The following is a 14,515-nucleotide window of genomic DNA, read 5'->3' as shown; positions in this document are numbered from 1 at the left end:
TTGCTTAACTGTTTAATCGTAACTATCACCAATAAGTGATGAATAAAATACTGATTTCTAAAATTAATTTTTTTAAAATGATGAGTTGATGTAGTGCCGTTAACTAAGCTTAACCGATTAATCAACTAAACAGTTAAACAATAAAAATGCTAAAGCAATTCTTAAATTTAAAATTATCTCAAAAATTATCTCCTCAACAAATTCAGTTGATGAAGTTAATTCAATTGCCTACGCAAGCCTTTGAACAGCGTCTGTTAGAAGAAATGAACGAAAACCCAGCGCTTGAATCTGGGAACGAAGAAGACAATTACGAGAATGACGAATTTCAAAATGACGAGTATGATGAATACGATGAAAGCGAAAGAATTGACACCGACGATATCAATATTGATGAGTATTTAAGCGATGATGACACCCCAGATTATAAAACGCAGGTCAACAATTATAGTGATGACGATGACGACAGAGAATCTCCCATTGTAGCACCTATTAGCTTTCATCAGGATTTAATCAATCAACTGAACACCTTTATTTTAGAAGATGATGAACGTCAAATTGCCGAGTTTCTCGTAGGTAGTATTGATGATATGGGATACATCCGCAGAAGTCTCCCTGATTTAGTCGATGACATGGCCTTTACTCAAGGTATCTATACCGATGAAGAAATGGTCGAAAAAATGCTGCATGTTATTCACGAATTAGAACCATCGGGTGTAGGGGCTCGAGATTTACAAGAGTGTTTGTTGCTCCAATTAAAACACCGAACACCCACAGAATATGTGGACCTAGCCATTGATATCATCGAAAATCAATTTGATGCGTTTACCAAAAAGCATTACGACAAATTGATTCAGAAATACAATGTTTCAAAAGAACAACTTAAAAAAGCTGTTCACGAAATTGAACGACTCAACCCTAAACCAGGGGGTTCTTTTACGGGCAACAACAAAATCACTGAAAATGTCGTGCCTGATTTTGCTATTCGTATTGTGGATGGCGAACTCGAATTGACCCTTAACGGTCGTAACGCTCCTTCGTTACACGTTTCTAAGGATTATCAAGAAATGCTTCGTACTTACAAAGACTCAAGAGACAAATCGAGTGATCAAAAAGATGCAGTACAGTTTATCAAACAAAAATTGGACTCCGCCAAATGGTTTATAGATGCCATTCGTCAGCGCCAAGAAACTTTGTACGTAACGATGAATGCCATTATGCATTACCAAGAAGACTATTTCTTAGATGGCGACGAAACAAAACTAAAACCCATGATTTTGAAAGACATAGCCGATTTGGTAGGATTGGATATTTCAACCATTTCGCGTGTGGCCAATAGCAAATATGTAGAAACTCCATACGGAACCAAATTAATTAAAGAATTTTTCTCCGAAGCCATGAAAAATGACCAAGGGGAAGACGTTTCTACTCTTGAAATCAAAAAAATATTGCAAAACATCATCGAAGCCGAAGACAAGAAAAAACCCTATCCTGATGATCAACTGGCAGAATTACTCAAAGAAAAAGGATATCCTATAGCTCGCAGAACCATTGCCAAATATAGAGAACAACTTGATATTCCAGTGGCGAGAATGAGGAAGAAGATTTAAAACCCTTTAGATTTTTAATTTATAAACCATTAAGAAAATTAAGATTGAACTTAATTTCTTAATGGTTTTATTTTTATCAGAGCTAAATCTCTTTGGTTTCACGCATCGCTTGATAATAAGCAGCACGACTCAATGGCTCGTATTCCTCTGTTTCGCCTAGCATTACCAGTTTGTCATTATCATTTTTTCGAAAGCTATAATGCGCTAAATTCCCAGTTCGGGTACACACTGCATGCACCTTGGTTACATATTCGGCTGTGGCCATTAAGGCTGGCATCGGGCCAAAAGGATTTCCTTTAAAATCCATATCCAATCCTGCTACAATGACACGGATTCCTTGATTGGCCAAATCATTACAAACCGTTACAATTTCGTCATCAAAAAACTGTGCTTCATCAATACCTATAACATCACATCCCTGTGCCAAAAGCGCAATATTTGCTGCTGCAGGAACTGGAGTAGAACGAAACTCATTCGCATCATGAGAAACAACTCTTTCATCATGATATCTTGTATCTAATGATGGTTTAAAAATTTCAACTTTTTGCTTGGCAAACTGTGCCCTCTTTAGGCGGCGAATTAATTCTTCTGTTTTACCCGAAAACATCGAACCACTTATCACTTCAATCCAACCAAACTGCTCTTTATGATTTACTGTATTTTCGAGAAACATTTTATTTTTTTCTTACTTAAAAAATGAATAGTTTTTATTACTTTGTACCATGATAAAAGCACTTGAGATTTTGTACTTTTGCTTCATCTCAAAAGTAGAAAATTTTTATCAAATAAAAGGTTTTAGCATCATTAAAACAGGCAACTGTGTTAAAAAAGTTAAACTCAAATTTTACAAATTATCACAAATTGAAAAAGTGCCAAGATAAAATTACACTTATTTTTCTGTCCATGGCAGATTCGTGAAATTGAGACAATACTATTTTCGTATAAATGGGTATAATTGGTATTAAAAAAATTTAATACGTTTATCATAGATAAAACCAAATCCTTATTTAGAGAACTAAAACAACAAACAACATTCGCCATATATTATAATTTCTACTGTTATGAAAAAAAGATTGGAAGCCGATTTAATAAGCATTGCACACCGCATACTACAACTAAAAAACAAATCTGATATCAACCAATTGTTTTTGGAAACCCAAAAGTTATACGAAAAATTAGCCGTGCTGCGATTTGTAGAAGAACAATATGGAGACATTAAACCTACCATTGGCCAAGAGGCTATTTTGACTGATGTTGCAAACTTCTTTGATACTCCAAAAGAGCCTGTTATTCCTCCTGCCATGATTGAGGAAGAAAAAACAGAAGATCGTTTAGAGATAAACACACCTATAGCCGAAGCCACATTGGTTACTCCAGAAATTTTGACTCCCATCGAAGATAAAACCGAAAGTATTGAGGAAGAAAAAATTGAAATCGAAGATAATAACGAGGAATTACTAACACAGGAACCTATCCAAGAGATAGTATCCGAAAAAGTGGAAGAAGCAGCAGCTGAAGAAGAAATTATTCAAGAAGAAGTAGCCGTTGAAGAAAAAACAGCCCCCATTACTCCTCCTGCTTTTATTCCTAGCTTTAGTTTAACAGAAGAAGTAGAAGAAGACAAAATCGAAGTGGAAACCAGCAAGAAAAACGAAGCGATTCAAATTTCATTCGAAGATTTACTAGGTGGTCAATATAACGAACCGCAGTTTGTAAAAGTGGACGAAATACCTGCTATCCCTCCTACTCCTGTTTTTGAAGCAGTTGAAAGCAATACAACTATTGAAGAAAGTGCGCCTGCTGCCAAAAACCAAACGGTTCTTGAAAAAGCAGCTCCAAAAGTAATTTCATTAAATGATAAATTTTCAAAAGGAATCGACATCGATTTGAACGACCAGATTGCCTTTGTAAAACATTTATTTGGCAATAGTAGAGAAGACTACAACCGAGTGATGAGCCAAATTATGACTTTTGACAATTTCTATGAAACCAAAGCTTTTATCGAAGACATGGTTAAACCGGACTACAACGACTGGAAAGGAAAAACAGATTATGAAGAGCGTTTTATGGAAATTATAGAGAAGAAATTTTTGTAAGTCCTTTTCACTATCAAAAAACAAATTAGCCATCAATTCATTTCAACTGAATGCAAAAAAGGATCTCTTAAAATAACCGCAGATTCACAGATTTTCAAACCTATATTTGTTGTTAAGAAAAGTAAATCTGCGGTTGTAAAAGTTCTTACTTTTGTTCTTTAGCACCAATGGGTCTGTGGCTAATAATTATAAAAACCAATGTTAGACTGACTATGTCAAAATTATATATCGTTCCTACGCCCATTGGCAATCTTGAAGATATGACTTTTAGAGCCATCCGAATTCTGAAAGAAGCTGATTTGATTCTAGCCGAAGATACGCGTACGAGCGGAAAACTCTTGAAGCATTTTGAGATAAGCACGCACATGCATAGTCACCACATGCATAACGAACACAAAACCACCGAAAACATTATTGCCCGATTAAAAGCAGGCGAAACCATCGCTTTGATTTCGGACGCGGGAACACCAGCCATCTCTGACCCAGGTTTTTTACTCACGCGCGCTTGTATAGAAAACGGCATCGCGGTGGAATGTTTGCCTGGTGCTACGGCTTTTGTACCTGCCTTAGTCAACAGTGGTTTGCCCAATGACAAATTTGTATTTGAAGGTTTTTTACCCGAGAAAAAAGGACGTCAAACCCGATATTTAGAACTCGCCGAAGAAACTCGCACCATGATTCTCTATGTTTCGCCTCATAAATTAGTCAAAACTTTAGCTGAATTCATTACCTATTTTGGCGAAGACCGCCCTATTTGCGTATCCAGAGAATTATCCAAACTACACGAAGAAAATGTGAGAGGAACAGCTCGCGAAGTGCTTGCCCATTTTGAAAAAACCGCACCGCGCGGCGAAATTGTGGTCGTTATTGGTGGCAAAACCATTGTAAAAGAACCTAAAAAAAATAAATTTCAAAAAGACGAAGAATAAACAACCTACTTATGACTTTACAATCCTTTATTACCAAATTAAAAGAAACACCAAATGACATTGCCTTTGCAGATACTATGGCAGTAATTGAAGAAAATTATGACTTCACTCCTACCGCATTCAAAAACGGAGATACGCATAATGCCGCAGGAACTAATTCAGGTTCTTGCAAATTATTTGCTTTCGCCCAAATGCAACAGTTGACCAAAGAAGAAACCTTAGCTTGTTTTGGAAGTTATTATTTTGACGAGGTATTAGGAGACCCCGAAGGAGACAATCACCAAAACATCCGCAATTTTATGAAATACGGCTGGGACGGCATCGAATTTGAAGGGATTGCATTGAATTTTAAATAAATTTTAAACGTAAAAACTTTAATCTTTAAACAAAAAACAATGCGTTGGACCCTAAAACCAAAACCTTCCGAAGATAAAATCAAACATTTGGCGCAAGCCCTAAATGTGGAAGATTTTGTGGCTACATTACTAGTACAACGTGGCATTGAAACTTTTGAAGAAGCCAAAGCCTTTTTTCGTCCGTCGCTAGACCATTTACATGATCCGTACTTGATGAAAGATATGGACAAAGCAGTAGAACGCATCGAAAAAGCCATCAAGAACAATGAAAACATACTGGTTTTTGGCGATTACGATGTCGATGGGACAACCGCTGTTTCATTGGTTTCGGCTTATTTAAAATCACATTATCCCAATGTTGCCACTTATATTCCAGACCGTTATTTGGAAGGATACGGCGTTTCATTCAAGGGAATCGATTTTGCTGAGGACAATGATTTTTCATTAATTATTGCGTTGGACTGTGGCATCAAATCGATTGAGCATGTGACCTACGCCAAAGAAAAAAACATCGACTTTATCATTTGTGACCACCACCGCCCGGGAGACTCATTACCTCAAGCGGTTGCCGTACTCGACCCCAAAAGAAACGATTGCACCTATCCTTATGATGAATTGTGCGGTTGCGGCGTGGGCTTTAAATTAATCCAAGCCTTAGGTCAAAATCGAAACGAAACCATCACCGATTTGATACCCTATCTTGATTTGGTTGCGACAGCTATTGCTGCGGATATTGTACCCATCACGGGCGAAAACCGTGTATTGGCGTATTTTGGACTGCAAGTAATCAACGAGAATCCACGCCCTGGAATCAAAGCCTTGGTTCACCAAGTGAAAAAGAAAACATTGGACATTACGGATGTTGTTTTTATTGTTGCCCCCCGAATCAACGCAGCGGGACGCATCAAACATGGCAACCATGCCGTAGAATTACTAACTGAATTTGACTTTGAGCAAGCCCAACAATTTGCTTCTGAAATTGAACAATACAATGCCGACCGCAAAGGACTTGACCAACAAATCACCAAAGAAGCACTGAACCAAATCGTTGCCAATAATGAAGAAGAACGCTTTTCGACTGTGGTTTTTCAAGAAGATTGGCACAAAGGCGTGATTGGAATTGTAGCGTCCCGATTGATAGAAAATTTTTACCGCCCTACTTTGGTTTTTACCAAAAGTGGTGATAAATATGCTGCTTCGGCACGTTCTGTAAAAGGATTTGATGTGTATAACGCACTCGAAGCTTGCTCTGAACATTTGGAGCAATTTGGTGGACACATGTACGCAGCAGGTATGACTTTGAAAGCAGAGAATTACAATCAATTCAAAAACGCTTTTGAAAAACAAGTCCAAGAAACCATCCTACCCGAACAACGCATCCCCGAAATCGAAATCGATGCCGAAATTAATTTTGACCAAATCACACCAAAACTGATTCGAATTTTAAAACAATTTGAACCTTTTGGCCCTCAAAATATGACTCCTGTTTTTTTGACAAAAAATGTAAAAGATACTGGCTACGCCAAAAAAATGGGCAAAGAGGACGAACACCTTCGATTGTTTGTCAAACAAAACAATAGCGAAGGGATAGCTGCCATTGGATTTGGTTTGGGCAAAAAAATGGATTTGGTTACCCATCAAAAAAACTTCGAAGCCGCCTATTGCATTGATGAAAACGAATGGAACGGAACCATCACCACACAATTACGATTAAAAGACATTAAAGCATGAGTTTTGAAAAAATAAAAAAAGACCCTTACGAGGCCTTACGATACAAAGAATTCAATACCTTTTTATTGGTGCGTTTTGCGATGGTATTTGCTTGGTCGATGCAATTTATCGTAATCGAATGGCAGGTGTATAGCATTACCAAAGACCCGCTATCGCTAGGGTTAATTGGACTAATGGAAGTCATTCCCGCGGTGGCTTTAGCCTTATTTGCAGGGCATATTGTGGACCAAAAAGAAAAAAAGAACATGCTCTTGCTGTGCATACTCGCCTTTTCAGTGGTTAGTTTCGGACTATTTTTATTGACTTGGCCAGCGGTAATCTCTGATTTTGAAACCCAAACAATTCTGTACGGAATTTATTTCATGGTCTTTTTGGGTGGCTTGGTTCGTGCATTTATAGGTCCCACCATTTTTTCTCTTTTATCGTTAATCGTTCCAAAAAAAGTATATCCTAATGCGGCTACTTGGAGCAGTTCGGTTTGGCAAATTGGCTCGGTTGTAGGACCTGCAATGGCTGGTTTTTCAATTCATTTGATTGGGGTTCATTGGTCGATGTGTGCCGTTTTTATCTGCTCGATTATTGCCTTGCTTGGTTTGTCCCAAATTGAGAAAAAACCGATTTTGAATCCCAAAATTGGCGAACCCGTGATGCAAAGTTTGGCTGAAGGAATCAAATTTGTCTTCAATAATAAAACTGTTTTAGGAGCAATCACCTTAGATATGGTCGCGGTTCTTTTTGGTGGGGCGGTTGCTTTGTTGCCCGTTTTTGCTCAAGACATCCTAAAAGTAGGCCCTGAAGGCTTTGGTTTCTTAAGAGCCGCTCCGGCAGTAGGGGCTTTTTTGACAATGTTGATTACCGCTTATGTTCCTTTGAATACCAATGCGGGGATTAAATTACTGGCTGCCATCTTTGGTTTTGGAATCTCTATCATTGTATTTGGGCTCTCCACCATTTTTTGGGTATCGTTACTAGCCTTATTTTTAAGCGGGGTATTCGACGGAATCTCAGTGGTGATTCGCCAAACGATTTTGTTCCTAAAAACACCCGACAATATGCGCGGCCGAGTGTCTGCGGTGAATTCAATGTTTGTAGGTTCGTCTAATGAATTGGGTGCTTTTGAAAGTGGACTCACAGCCCGTCTGATGGGAACTGTTCCTGCAGTAGTTTTTGGGGGAAGCATGACCTTATTGGTCGTAATTTTAACTGGTTCACTCTCTCCTACGTTTAGAAAACTTGACCTTAATGACGATATTCATAAAAAAGAAGAAACCGTGTAGGAATTTCCAAAAAATGACTATTATAAAAATCAGTTGAAATCGGTACCTTTGCCACTTTTATACCGCTTGCCTAAAAATTACACCATGAGTTTTAAAACCAAAATCAATATCCTACGCCGAAAAATTACTCACGGCTTGACAAAATATATTGGAACAACCAAAGGAAATCAAAATTTTGACCCCAACTCAAAAGCGGTTTTTAAACACATCTTAATCAATCGTCCCAATCACCGATTGGGCAACCTTTTATTAATCACGCCTTTAGTCCAAGAGATCCACGAGGTTTTTCCTGATTGTAAAATTGATTTGTTTGTCAGAGGCGGTCTTGCTCCCATTATTTTTACAAATTACACAGCGGTGGACCATTACATCATTTTACCTCGAAAACCATTTAATGAACTCGTGAAGTATTTTTTGGTTTGGCTGAAATTAAAGAAAAAAACATACGATTTAGTTATTAACATTGATAAAAATTCGTCTTCTGGGCGCTTATCAACGCAATTTGCGAATGCTAATTTTAAATATTTTGGAGAAGAGAATGAAGGGGTAAAAAACCAGTATTCTGATTACCATCATTTTGCCAAATTTCCCGTTTATGAGTTCAGGAATTATCTGAGCCAGCTAGGGCATCCTAAAAGAAACCAAGCTGTACCTACCCTGAATATCCAACTTACCGAAACAGAACTCGCTAACGCCAAAAAAACACTAGACACTTTGGTTCCTGCTGACCAAAAAACCATTTGTGTTTTTACTTTTGCAACTGGTTCTAAATGCTATCCTCCTTCATGGTGGATTCCTTTTTATGAAAAACTAGTAGCTAGCTTTCCTGACTATAACATTGTAGAAGTATTACCTGTAGAAAATGTGTCTCAAATCGACTTTAAAGCACCTACATTTTACAGCAAAGATGTCCGCGAAATTGCCGCCTTTATAGCCAACACAGCGCTATTTATAGGTGCAGACAGTGGGATTATGCATCTAGCTAGCACGTCGCAAATTCCAGTTTTAGGTTTATTTTCAGTGACCGACGAAAGCAAATACGGCCCTTATGGAAACGGAAGTTGTCCCGTAAACACTACTACTTCAAACACCGAAATGATACTGGCTACTGCCAAAAAAATGCTCGGAACCTAATTTGAAGACAAATATTTTTATTTATATTCATTCTAAATAATATCTTTTTTCTATATTTGTGTCATAGACATTAATATAATGAAAGAGATACAACCTATTTATCAAAACGAACTTGGCGTTTCCTTTTACTGGAAAGAAGAAAATACCTTACAGAGAGATAAAATTCAGCTTGTTTTCAAAGAAACAGGACTGCAACTCAACCCCAAAGAACTTATTGATTTCAAATGCCTGATTGAGGAAAGCATCACACAAAATTATTGTTGTGACGATTGTGAACTTAAAAACAATTGCACTAAATATTTATTAAAAACGCCTTTTAGAGAAGTTGATTTGGCTATGTCCATCAATGAGATGATACAGATGAACAATTTGGTTTCGACCACATTATTCAAAATGGAATTGGATGAATACCTCTGGGGCAGAGGGCGAAATTAAGCACAAGTTGTGCCTTGGTTTAAACAAATTCTTTTAGTTCGAAATTTTCACCATCAAAAACACCATAGGTAAAATACGAAATCCAGTCGCCTAGATTGACATATTTAGCATCAGGCCCAACGGCTTTAATCATGGGTAGGTGACGGTGACCGAAAACGAAATAATGGTAGTGTTTTGTTTCTAGTTTTCGTTTTGCATACAAAATAAGCCATTCTTTGTCTTCGCCTAGGTATTTCACATCTGATTCGCCAGAAATCAGTTTATTTTTGACCGATAAATATTGCGCCAAACGCACACCAATATCAGGATGCAACCAGCCAAAAAGCCATTTAGAAAACGGATGCACAAAAACTTTTTTCATACGCTTGTACCCCAGATCCCCTGGGCCTTTACCATCTCCGTGACCTATTAAAAAAGTTTTACCGCAAAAAGTAAATTCTTTATTATCGTGGTAAACAGGAATATTTAATTCGGTTTCAAAATAGTCTCGCATCCACAAATCATGGTTACCCACAAAAAAATAAATGGGAATGCCACTATCCCGTATTTCAGCTAATTTACCTAATACACGAACAAATCCCTTTGGAACCACGGTTTGGTATTCGAACCAAAAATCAAATAAATCACCTAGTAAAAAAATGGCTTCGGCATCGGATTTTATGGAATCTAGCCAAGCTACAAACTTTTTTTCACGAGGCAAACTCAACTCAGGAGTAGGCGCTCCAAAATGTTGGTCAGAAGCAAAATATATTTTTTTATTATTGGCAAATACCATGCGAGAGCATTGAAGATTAAGAACTATTGATTGTCACTAGCGAACCACTCGGCAAAAGAAGATTCTGTTTCTTGCAATTTCAAAGAAAACAACTCGATGCCTTCTGGCAAACGGCTTTTGATTCTTTCCGAAAAATCAATCACCATGTTTTCACTTGTAGGCTGATAATCTACTAAAATAACATGATGCCCACGTGATTCGAGTTCTTTGGCCAATTCGACATGAGGAGTCGTTTGGTTAAAAACAGTAGCATGATCAAATTGATCTACAATTTCTTCTTTTACAATTTTCTTTAAATCCGAAAAATCAATCACCATCCCGAATTTCACATTAGAACGGTCCGTAATAGGGCGTCCCATTACCGTCACTGACAATTTATAACTATGACCGTGTACATTTTTGCATTTTCCATCGTAACCGTAAAGGGCATGTCCGGTTTCAAAATTAAATTGCTTGGTGATTCTAATGTTGCTCATTTTGGATTTATTTTGTGGGCAAATTTAGTGAATTGTAACGAGAATTGACAACCTTACCCCTCTTAGACAAATCAACTACCCAGAAACACCCCAAAAACACCCCTTGAAAACCATTAGCATTTGAAGCCATAGCGCTATAATTGCAGAGATTGTTTTATCTTTAACAAAAATTACAAGAATGAAAGTTGCACTCGTACAAAGCACATTAAGCTGGGAAAATCCCGAAGAAAACAGAAGCCAATTTACTGCTAAAATAAATGCTCTCGAATCGGATATCGACTTAATTGTTTTACCAGAAATGTTTAGCAGTGGTTTTACGATGAATCCTGCTACAGTAGCCGAAACCATGACTGGCACTACCATACAATGGATGCAACAGCTGGCAAAAACGCGTCAATGTGCGCTCACAGGTAGTCTTGTTATTAAGGAAAATAACCATTTTTACAACCGTCTAGTTTTTGTTTTCCCTTCAGGGGAACTTCAATTTTACGACAAACGTCATTTGTTCACCCTAGCTGGCGAAGAAAAAATTTATACCGCAGGCAAAGAGAAACTCCTTGTCACTTATAAAAACTGGAAAATCTGTCTGTTGGTATGCTATGATTTGCGATTCCCCGTATTTTCTAGAAATGTAGAACAATACGATCTTTTAATTTATGTTGCCAATTGGCCTGAATCTAGGATTTTGGCTTGGGATAGTTTGTTGCGCGCCCGTGCCATTGAAAATATCTGCTACACCCTTGGCGTTAACCGAACCGGAACTGACGATAACGGCATGTTATACAATGGCCATTCCCAACTTATTGGCCCCACAGGCGAATACCTGATTTCTCCTCAGGAGGCAACAGCTGTTTTTACGGCTACCCTTTCTCAGGAAACAATAACCCAAACCCGACAACGTTTTAATTTCTTAAAAGACGCTGATCGTTTTGAAATTCTAGATTAAAAACTACTTTTCTTTTTTACGGGTTTCTTGACTGGTTCGGGAATATAAGGCAAACTCACATCAAAGACTTGTTCCACATCCCAATTGGCACGAACATCAATTTCTTTGGACAAATAAACCACTTCCTCTGAATATTGCTTGGCTAAAAAATTTCCTGTATCATAACGTTTGTTCTTATTGTCATCGTAAATAAGTCTAACACTGTATAAAGCAGGCTCAATCAAATTAAAATCTATAGAAGTCGTTTCTGTGCTATAGGCCGTAGCCTTAACATCTCCATTAGAATTCGTGAGTTCAATAATTACTGGAAAACGCTTCACATTTTGCAATTTAAGAAGTAAGTTGCCAAAATCTTCCGCTTTTCGAGTCGTGAGTTTATAGGATAGACTATCGTTTTTATTGTCCAACAAATCGGTGAAGGCTTCGGGTAAAATAGTGAAATTGTACTTTTCTGAAGGCGTTTTTTTGAAATCAAAAAATATTTTTTGGTTAAACGCATCGTGTTCCATTTGAAAAACAACCTTTTCTTTGGCAGCATTGGTCAAACTTATTTTTGAGGAATCAATTTTTACCAAAGGATTTGATGTTTCAATCACAAACCGCTCATTAAAATTAATATCTCCACTTTGTAACGCCGTGGCTGTTAAAGTATCCTTTTTTTGGTTTTTGATGCGAATGGTGTACTCTTTATTATAATCCTTATGCGTCACTGAAACACGCAAAGAATCTGCCTTAAGTGGTTTGAACCAAATATGCAATGAATCTTTTTTAGGAAACTGCGTAACGATACTTGGTACAATGGTGGCGCCGTTTTTCAAGACAACTTTAGGTTTGGATTTGGTAAAATCTTGCTTTCCATCGTAAGGCAACAGCAATTTGTTTCCCGAAACCTGAGCGGGTTTATACGTTTTAAAAGGCAATACCTCTTTAAACAACTCCAATTCAAAGAGCGTATCATTTGGAATCGTAATGGTTTGTTTTATAAAACCAATTTTTTCTTCCCTAGGATTAAATTTGTTGTTCTTATTCTTATCTTTTATCGCCACCAAAAGGTATTTCCCTGCCTTTAGATTTTCCAAACGGAAGGTTTTAAGGCTATCTAACGTATTGGTAACATAACGCGGTGTTTGATTAAAAACAACCGAATCGTTGAATGTTTCGTTTTTTTCATACAACATAACCGAAACAAAATTATCAGGCACTTTTTCAAAAGCATCTTTTATCGTTCCTCCTAACGATAAAGAATCAATATAAGTCCCCGTTGAAAACACGTATTTGAATTGATTTAACGGATTGCCTTCATTATTATCCGCTATACTTTGTCCAAAGTTGAAACTATACGTTGTATTAGGTTGCAACGTATCGTTTAGCTGGATGGTTATAAATTTACTTGCATTGGTCGGCAAAATAAAGGGCTCATGTTTCATGGGTGGCGAAATGATAAGCTGCTTATTCAAATCCCTTAGTTTGACAAACTCATCAAAATTTAGCTTGATTTCTTTTGCGTTAAATTGGGTCGAAAAATTCTTAGGAAAACTACTTTTTAAAATAGGCGGCAAGGTATCTTTTAACCCGCCCGTGATATTTCCTCTTTTAGCACAACCTATTAGCGACAAAGAAAGTACAATAAAGAAAGTAGTGAAATTGTTTTTGAACATGGGTCATCAAAATTAAAGGATACAAAATAACAATTATATTTACGGTAATTGAAATTTTTATTCTATTTATTACAACTGTTCTATTTAAATTTTTAAATCGAAATAGGACTCGACCTTTTATCCGTAATTTTGTAAGACTACAACGGACCAAACAAAAAAATAAACCATGAACAAGATAGAACATATCGGGATTGCCGTAAAAAACCTAGCCGACTCCCAATTGCTTTTTGAAAAACTATTGGGTGTAGGACCATACAAATCAGAAGAAGTTGCTAGCGAATCTGTAGTGACCGCATTTTTTAAAACGGATAACACCAAAATTGAACTTTTGTCAGCCACAAAGCCCGAAAGTGCAATTGCTCAATTTATTGAAAAAAAAGGCGAAGGCTTACACCATATCGCTTTTGAAGTAGCAGATTTGGAAACCGAAATAGCACGATTAAAAAACGAAGATTTTGTTTTTGTGGACGAAATCCCAAAAAATGGAGCCGACAACAAGCGAATCGTATTCCTACATCCCAAAAACACTCATGGTGTATTAATAGAATTGTGTCAGGAAATCAAATAAAGCAACCCACTACAAGCGAAAACCAACTCTTAATCCATTAATTGCCAAGTGCCTTACCTACCTGATAAAGAAGGGAACTAAAACTAATCAAAAAATATTTGGAGCTAACAAAAAATAGTAGTAATATTGCAGACTCTTAACCGGTCCTATAGCTCAGCTGGTTAGAGCACCTGACTCATAATCAGGTGGTCCCTGGTTCGAGCCCAGGTGGGACCACAGTTCAATATCAAGCCTTTACAGCAATGTAGAGGCTTTTTTGTTGTTAGGGGTTAAAATACCTTATAAAACAAGGATCTACAGATGCAATAGTAAAATCTTAGTTTGCTATTTAAAGTTCGTTATATCTTGAAAAAAGGTGACCCATTCGGTGACCCATTGATTTTTTCTTGGTGACCCATTTTTAAGTCTGAAATGTATGCTAATTAACTTAATAAGGATCAAGTTCAAAAGTTGGGGATTAGGCAAAAAGATTGGATAATCTAAACAGGAAAAAATCAATTTTTCTAACACCTCTAAATTGCGCTCTA

At 37.2% G+C, this 14,515-nt stretch carries 14 protein-coding genes and 1 tRNA gene; 11 read left to right on the top strand and 4 right to left on the bottom strand.

Going from position 1 to position 14,515, the window contains the following annotated elements:
- The first annotated feature begins 146 nt into the window (after positions 1-146).
- Positions 147-1,607, top strand: coding sequence for an RNA polymerase factor sigma-54 (rpoN, locus tag K5R64_RS10290; protein ID WP_220763240.1), 1,461 nt, complete (start codon positions 147-149; stop codon positions 1,605-1,607).
- An 82-nt stretch (positions 1,608-1,689) separates the two neighbouring features.
- Here rpoN and K5R64_RS10285 read toward each other — a convergent pair whose 3' ends face one another.
- Positions 1,690-2,280 (bottom strand): thymidine kinase, encoded by a 591-nt coding sequence (locus tag K5R64_RS10285; RefSeq protein ID WP_220763238.1) that lies wholly within the window; start codon positions 2,278-2,280, stop codon positions 1,690-1,692.
- 388 nt (positions 2,281-2,668) lie between these two features.
- Between K5R64_RS10285 and K5R64_RS10280 the strand changes: the two genes are divergently transcribed.
- The 7 genes from K5R64_RS10280 to K5R64_RS10250 all read left to right on the top strand — a co-directional run bounded on the left by K5R64_RS10280 (position 2,669) and on the right by K5R64_RS10250 (position 9,565).
- The gene (locus K5R64_RS10280; RefSeq protein WP_220763236.1) at positions 2,669-3,703 is read left to right on the top strand and encodes a hypothetical protein; all 1,035 of its coding nucleotides are present in this window, start codon (positions 2,669-2,671) and stop codon (positions 3,701-3,703) included.
- 212 nt (positions 3,704-3,915) lie between these two features.
- Positions 3,916-4,632, top strand: coding sequence for a 16S rRNA (cytidine(1402)-2'-O)-methyltransferase (gene rsmI, locus K5R64_RS10275; protein WP_220763234.1), 717 nt, complete (start codon positions 3,916-3,918; stop codon positions 4,630-4,632).
- A gap of 11 nt (positions 4,633-4,643) precedes the next feature.
- Positions 4,644-4,988: a HopJ type III effector protein gene (locus tag K5R64_RS10270; RefSeq protein WP_220763231.1), complete on the top strand. Its 345-nt coding sequence runs from the start codon at positions 4,644-4,646 to the stop codon at positions 4,986-4,988.
- A 39-nt stretch (positions 4,989-5,027) separates the two neighbouring features.
- On the top strand, positions 5,028-6,719 hold the full coding sequence (gene recJ / locus K5R64_RS10265; RefSeq protein ID WP_220763229.1) for a single-stranded-DNA-specific exonuclease RecJ: 1,692 nt from the start codon (positions 5,028-5,030) through the stop codon (positions 6,717-6,719).
- Positions 6,716-7,996 (top strand): MFS transporter, encoded by a 1,281-nt coding sequence (locus K5R64_RS10260; protein WP_220763227.1) that lies wholly within the window; start codon positions 6,716-6,718, stop codon positions 7,994-7,996. The genes recJ and K5R64_RS10260 overlap by 4 nt, the downstream gene beginning before the upstream one ends.
- An 84-nt stretch (positions 7,997-8,080) precedes the next feature.
- Positions 8,081-9,130: a glycosyltransferase family 9 protein gene (locus tag K5R64_RS10255; protein ID WP_220763225.1), complete on the top strand. Its 1,050-nt coding sequence runs from the start codon at positions 8,081-8,083 to the stop codon at positions 9,128-9,130.
- A 78-nt stretch (positions 9,131-9,208) separates the two neighbouring features.
- Complete coding sequence (locus K5R64_RS10250) at positions 9,209-9,565, top strand: hypothetical protein (RefSeq protein ID WP_220763223.1); 357 nt, start codon at positions 9,209-9,211, stop codon at positions 9,563-9,565.
- Between the two features lie 19 nt (positions 9,566-9,584).
- Here the strand turns inward: K5R64_RS10250 and K5R64_RS10245 are convergent, their stop codons facing one another.
- Together K5R64_RS10245 and K5R64_RS10240 are read right to left on the bottom strand one after the other, a co-directional pair.
- Positions 9,585-10,340, bottom strand: a complete 756-nt coding sequence (locus tag K5R64_RS10245) for a UDP-2,3-diacylglucosamine diphosphatase (RefSeq protein WP_220763221.1) — start codon at positions 10,338-10,340, stop codon at positions 9,585-9,587.
- Positions 10,341-10,363: 23 nt separating this feature from the next.
- Positions 10,364-10,816, bottom strand: a complete 453-nt coding sequence (locus K5R64_RS10240; protein WP_220763219.1) for a 6-carboxytetrahydropterin synthase — start codon at positions 10,814-10,816, stop codon at positions 10,364-10,366.
- Positions 10,817-10,994: 178 nt separating this feature from the next.
- On the opposite strand from K5R64_RS10240, the gene K5R64_RS10235 reads away from it, so the two are divergent.
- Positions 10,995-11,762, top strand: a complete 768-nt coding sequence (locus K5R64_RS10235; RefSeq protein WP_220763218.1) for an amidohydrolase — start codon at positions 10,995-10,997, stop codon at positions 11,760-11,762.
- Here K5R64_RS10235 and K5R64_RS10230 read toward each other — a convergent pair.
- Entirely contained in the window at positions 11,759-13,420 is a 1,662-nt protein-coding gene (locus K5R64_RS10230) for an Ig-like domain-containing protein (RefSeq protein WP_220763217.1), read from the bottom strand. The genes K5R64_RS10235 and K5R64_RS10230 overlap by 4 nt on opposite strands.
- 166 nt (positions 13,421-13,586) lie before the next feature.
- Between K5R64_RS10230 and mce the strand changes: the two genes are divergently transcribed.
- The gene (gene mce / locus K5R64_RS10225; RefSeq protein ID WP_220763216.1) at positions 13,587-13,988 is read left to right on the top strand and encodes a methylmalonyl-CoA epimerase; all 402 of its coding nucleotides are present in this window, start codon (positions 13,587-13,589) and stop codon (positions 13,986-13,988) included.
- Between the two features lie 142 nt (positions 13,989-14,130).
- Positions 14,131-14,204, top strand: a tRNA-Ile gene (locus tag K5R64_RS10220).
- Positions 14,205-14,515 lie beyond the last annotated feature (311 nt).

It is taken from the genome of Flavobacterium sp. UMI-01 (assembly GCF_019656315.1).
Taxonomy (GTDB): Bacteria; Bacteroidota; Bacteroidia; order Flavobacteriales; family Flavobacteriaceae; genus Flavobacterium.
This window is presented reverse-complemented; position numbering and strand designations above follow the sequence as displayed.

What these genes read in the sequence shown, in the direction of transcription:
- K5R64_RS10280 (WP_220763236.1), top strand. Translation starts at nt 2,669, where the DNA reads ATGAAAAAAAGATTGGAAGCCGATTTAATAAGCATTGCACACCGCATA.
- K5R64_RS10230 (WP_220763217.1), bottom strand. Translation starts at nt 13,420, where the DNA reads ATGTTCAAAAACAATTTCACTACTTTCTTTATTGTACTTTCTTTGTCG.
- recJ (WP_220763229.1), top strand. Translation starts at nt 5,028, where the DNA reads ATGCGTTGGACCCTAAAACCAAAACCTTCCGAAGATAAAATCAAACAT.
- K5R64_RS10235 (WP_220763218.1), top strand. Translation starts at nt 10,995, where the DNA reads ATGAAAGTTGCACTCGTACAAAGCACATTAAGCTGGGAAAATCCCGAA.
- K5R64_RS10240 (WP_220763219.1), bottom strand. Translation starts at nt 10,816, where the DNA reads ATGAGCAACATTAGAATCACCAAGCAATTTAATTTTGAAACCGGACAT.
- rpoN (WP_220763240.1), top strand. Translation starts at nt 147, where the DNA reads ATGCTAAAGCAATTCTTAAATTTAAAATTATCTCAAAAATTATCTCCT.
- K5R64_RS10270 (WP_220763231.1), top strand. Translation starts at nt 4,644, where the DNA reads ATGACTTTACAATCCTTTATTACCAAATTAAAAGAAACACCAAATGAC.
- K5R64_RS10260 (WP_220763227.1), top strand. Translation starts at nt 6,716, where the DNA reads ATGAGTTTTGAAAAAATAAAAAAAGACCCTTACGAGGCCTTACGATAC.
- rsmI (WP_220763234.1), top strand. Translation starts at nt 3,916, where the DNA reads ATGTCAAAATTATATATCGTTCCTACGCCCATTGGCAATCTTGAAGAT.
- K5R64_RS10255 (WP_220763225.1), top strand. Translation starts at nt 8,081, where the DNA reads ATGAGTTTTAAAACCAAAATCAATATCCTACGCCGAAAAATTACTCAC.
- mce (WP_220763216.1), top strand. Translation starts at nt 13,587, where the DNA reads ATGAACAAGATAGAACATATCGGGATTGCCGTAAAAAACCTAGCCGAC.
- K5R64_RS10250 (WP_220763223.1), top strand. Translation starts at nt 9,209, where the DNA reads ATGAAAGAGATACAACCTATTTATCAAAACGAACTTGGCGTTTCCTTT.
- K5R64_RS10285 (WP_220763238.1), bottom strand. Translation starts at nt 2,280, where the DNA reads ATGTTTCTCGAAAATACAGTAAATCATAAAGAGCAGTTTGGTTGGATT.
- K5R64_RS10245 (WP_220763221.1), bottom strand. Translation starts at nt 10,340, where the DNA reads ATGGTATTTGCCAATAATAAAAAAATATATTTTGCTTCTGACCAACAT.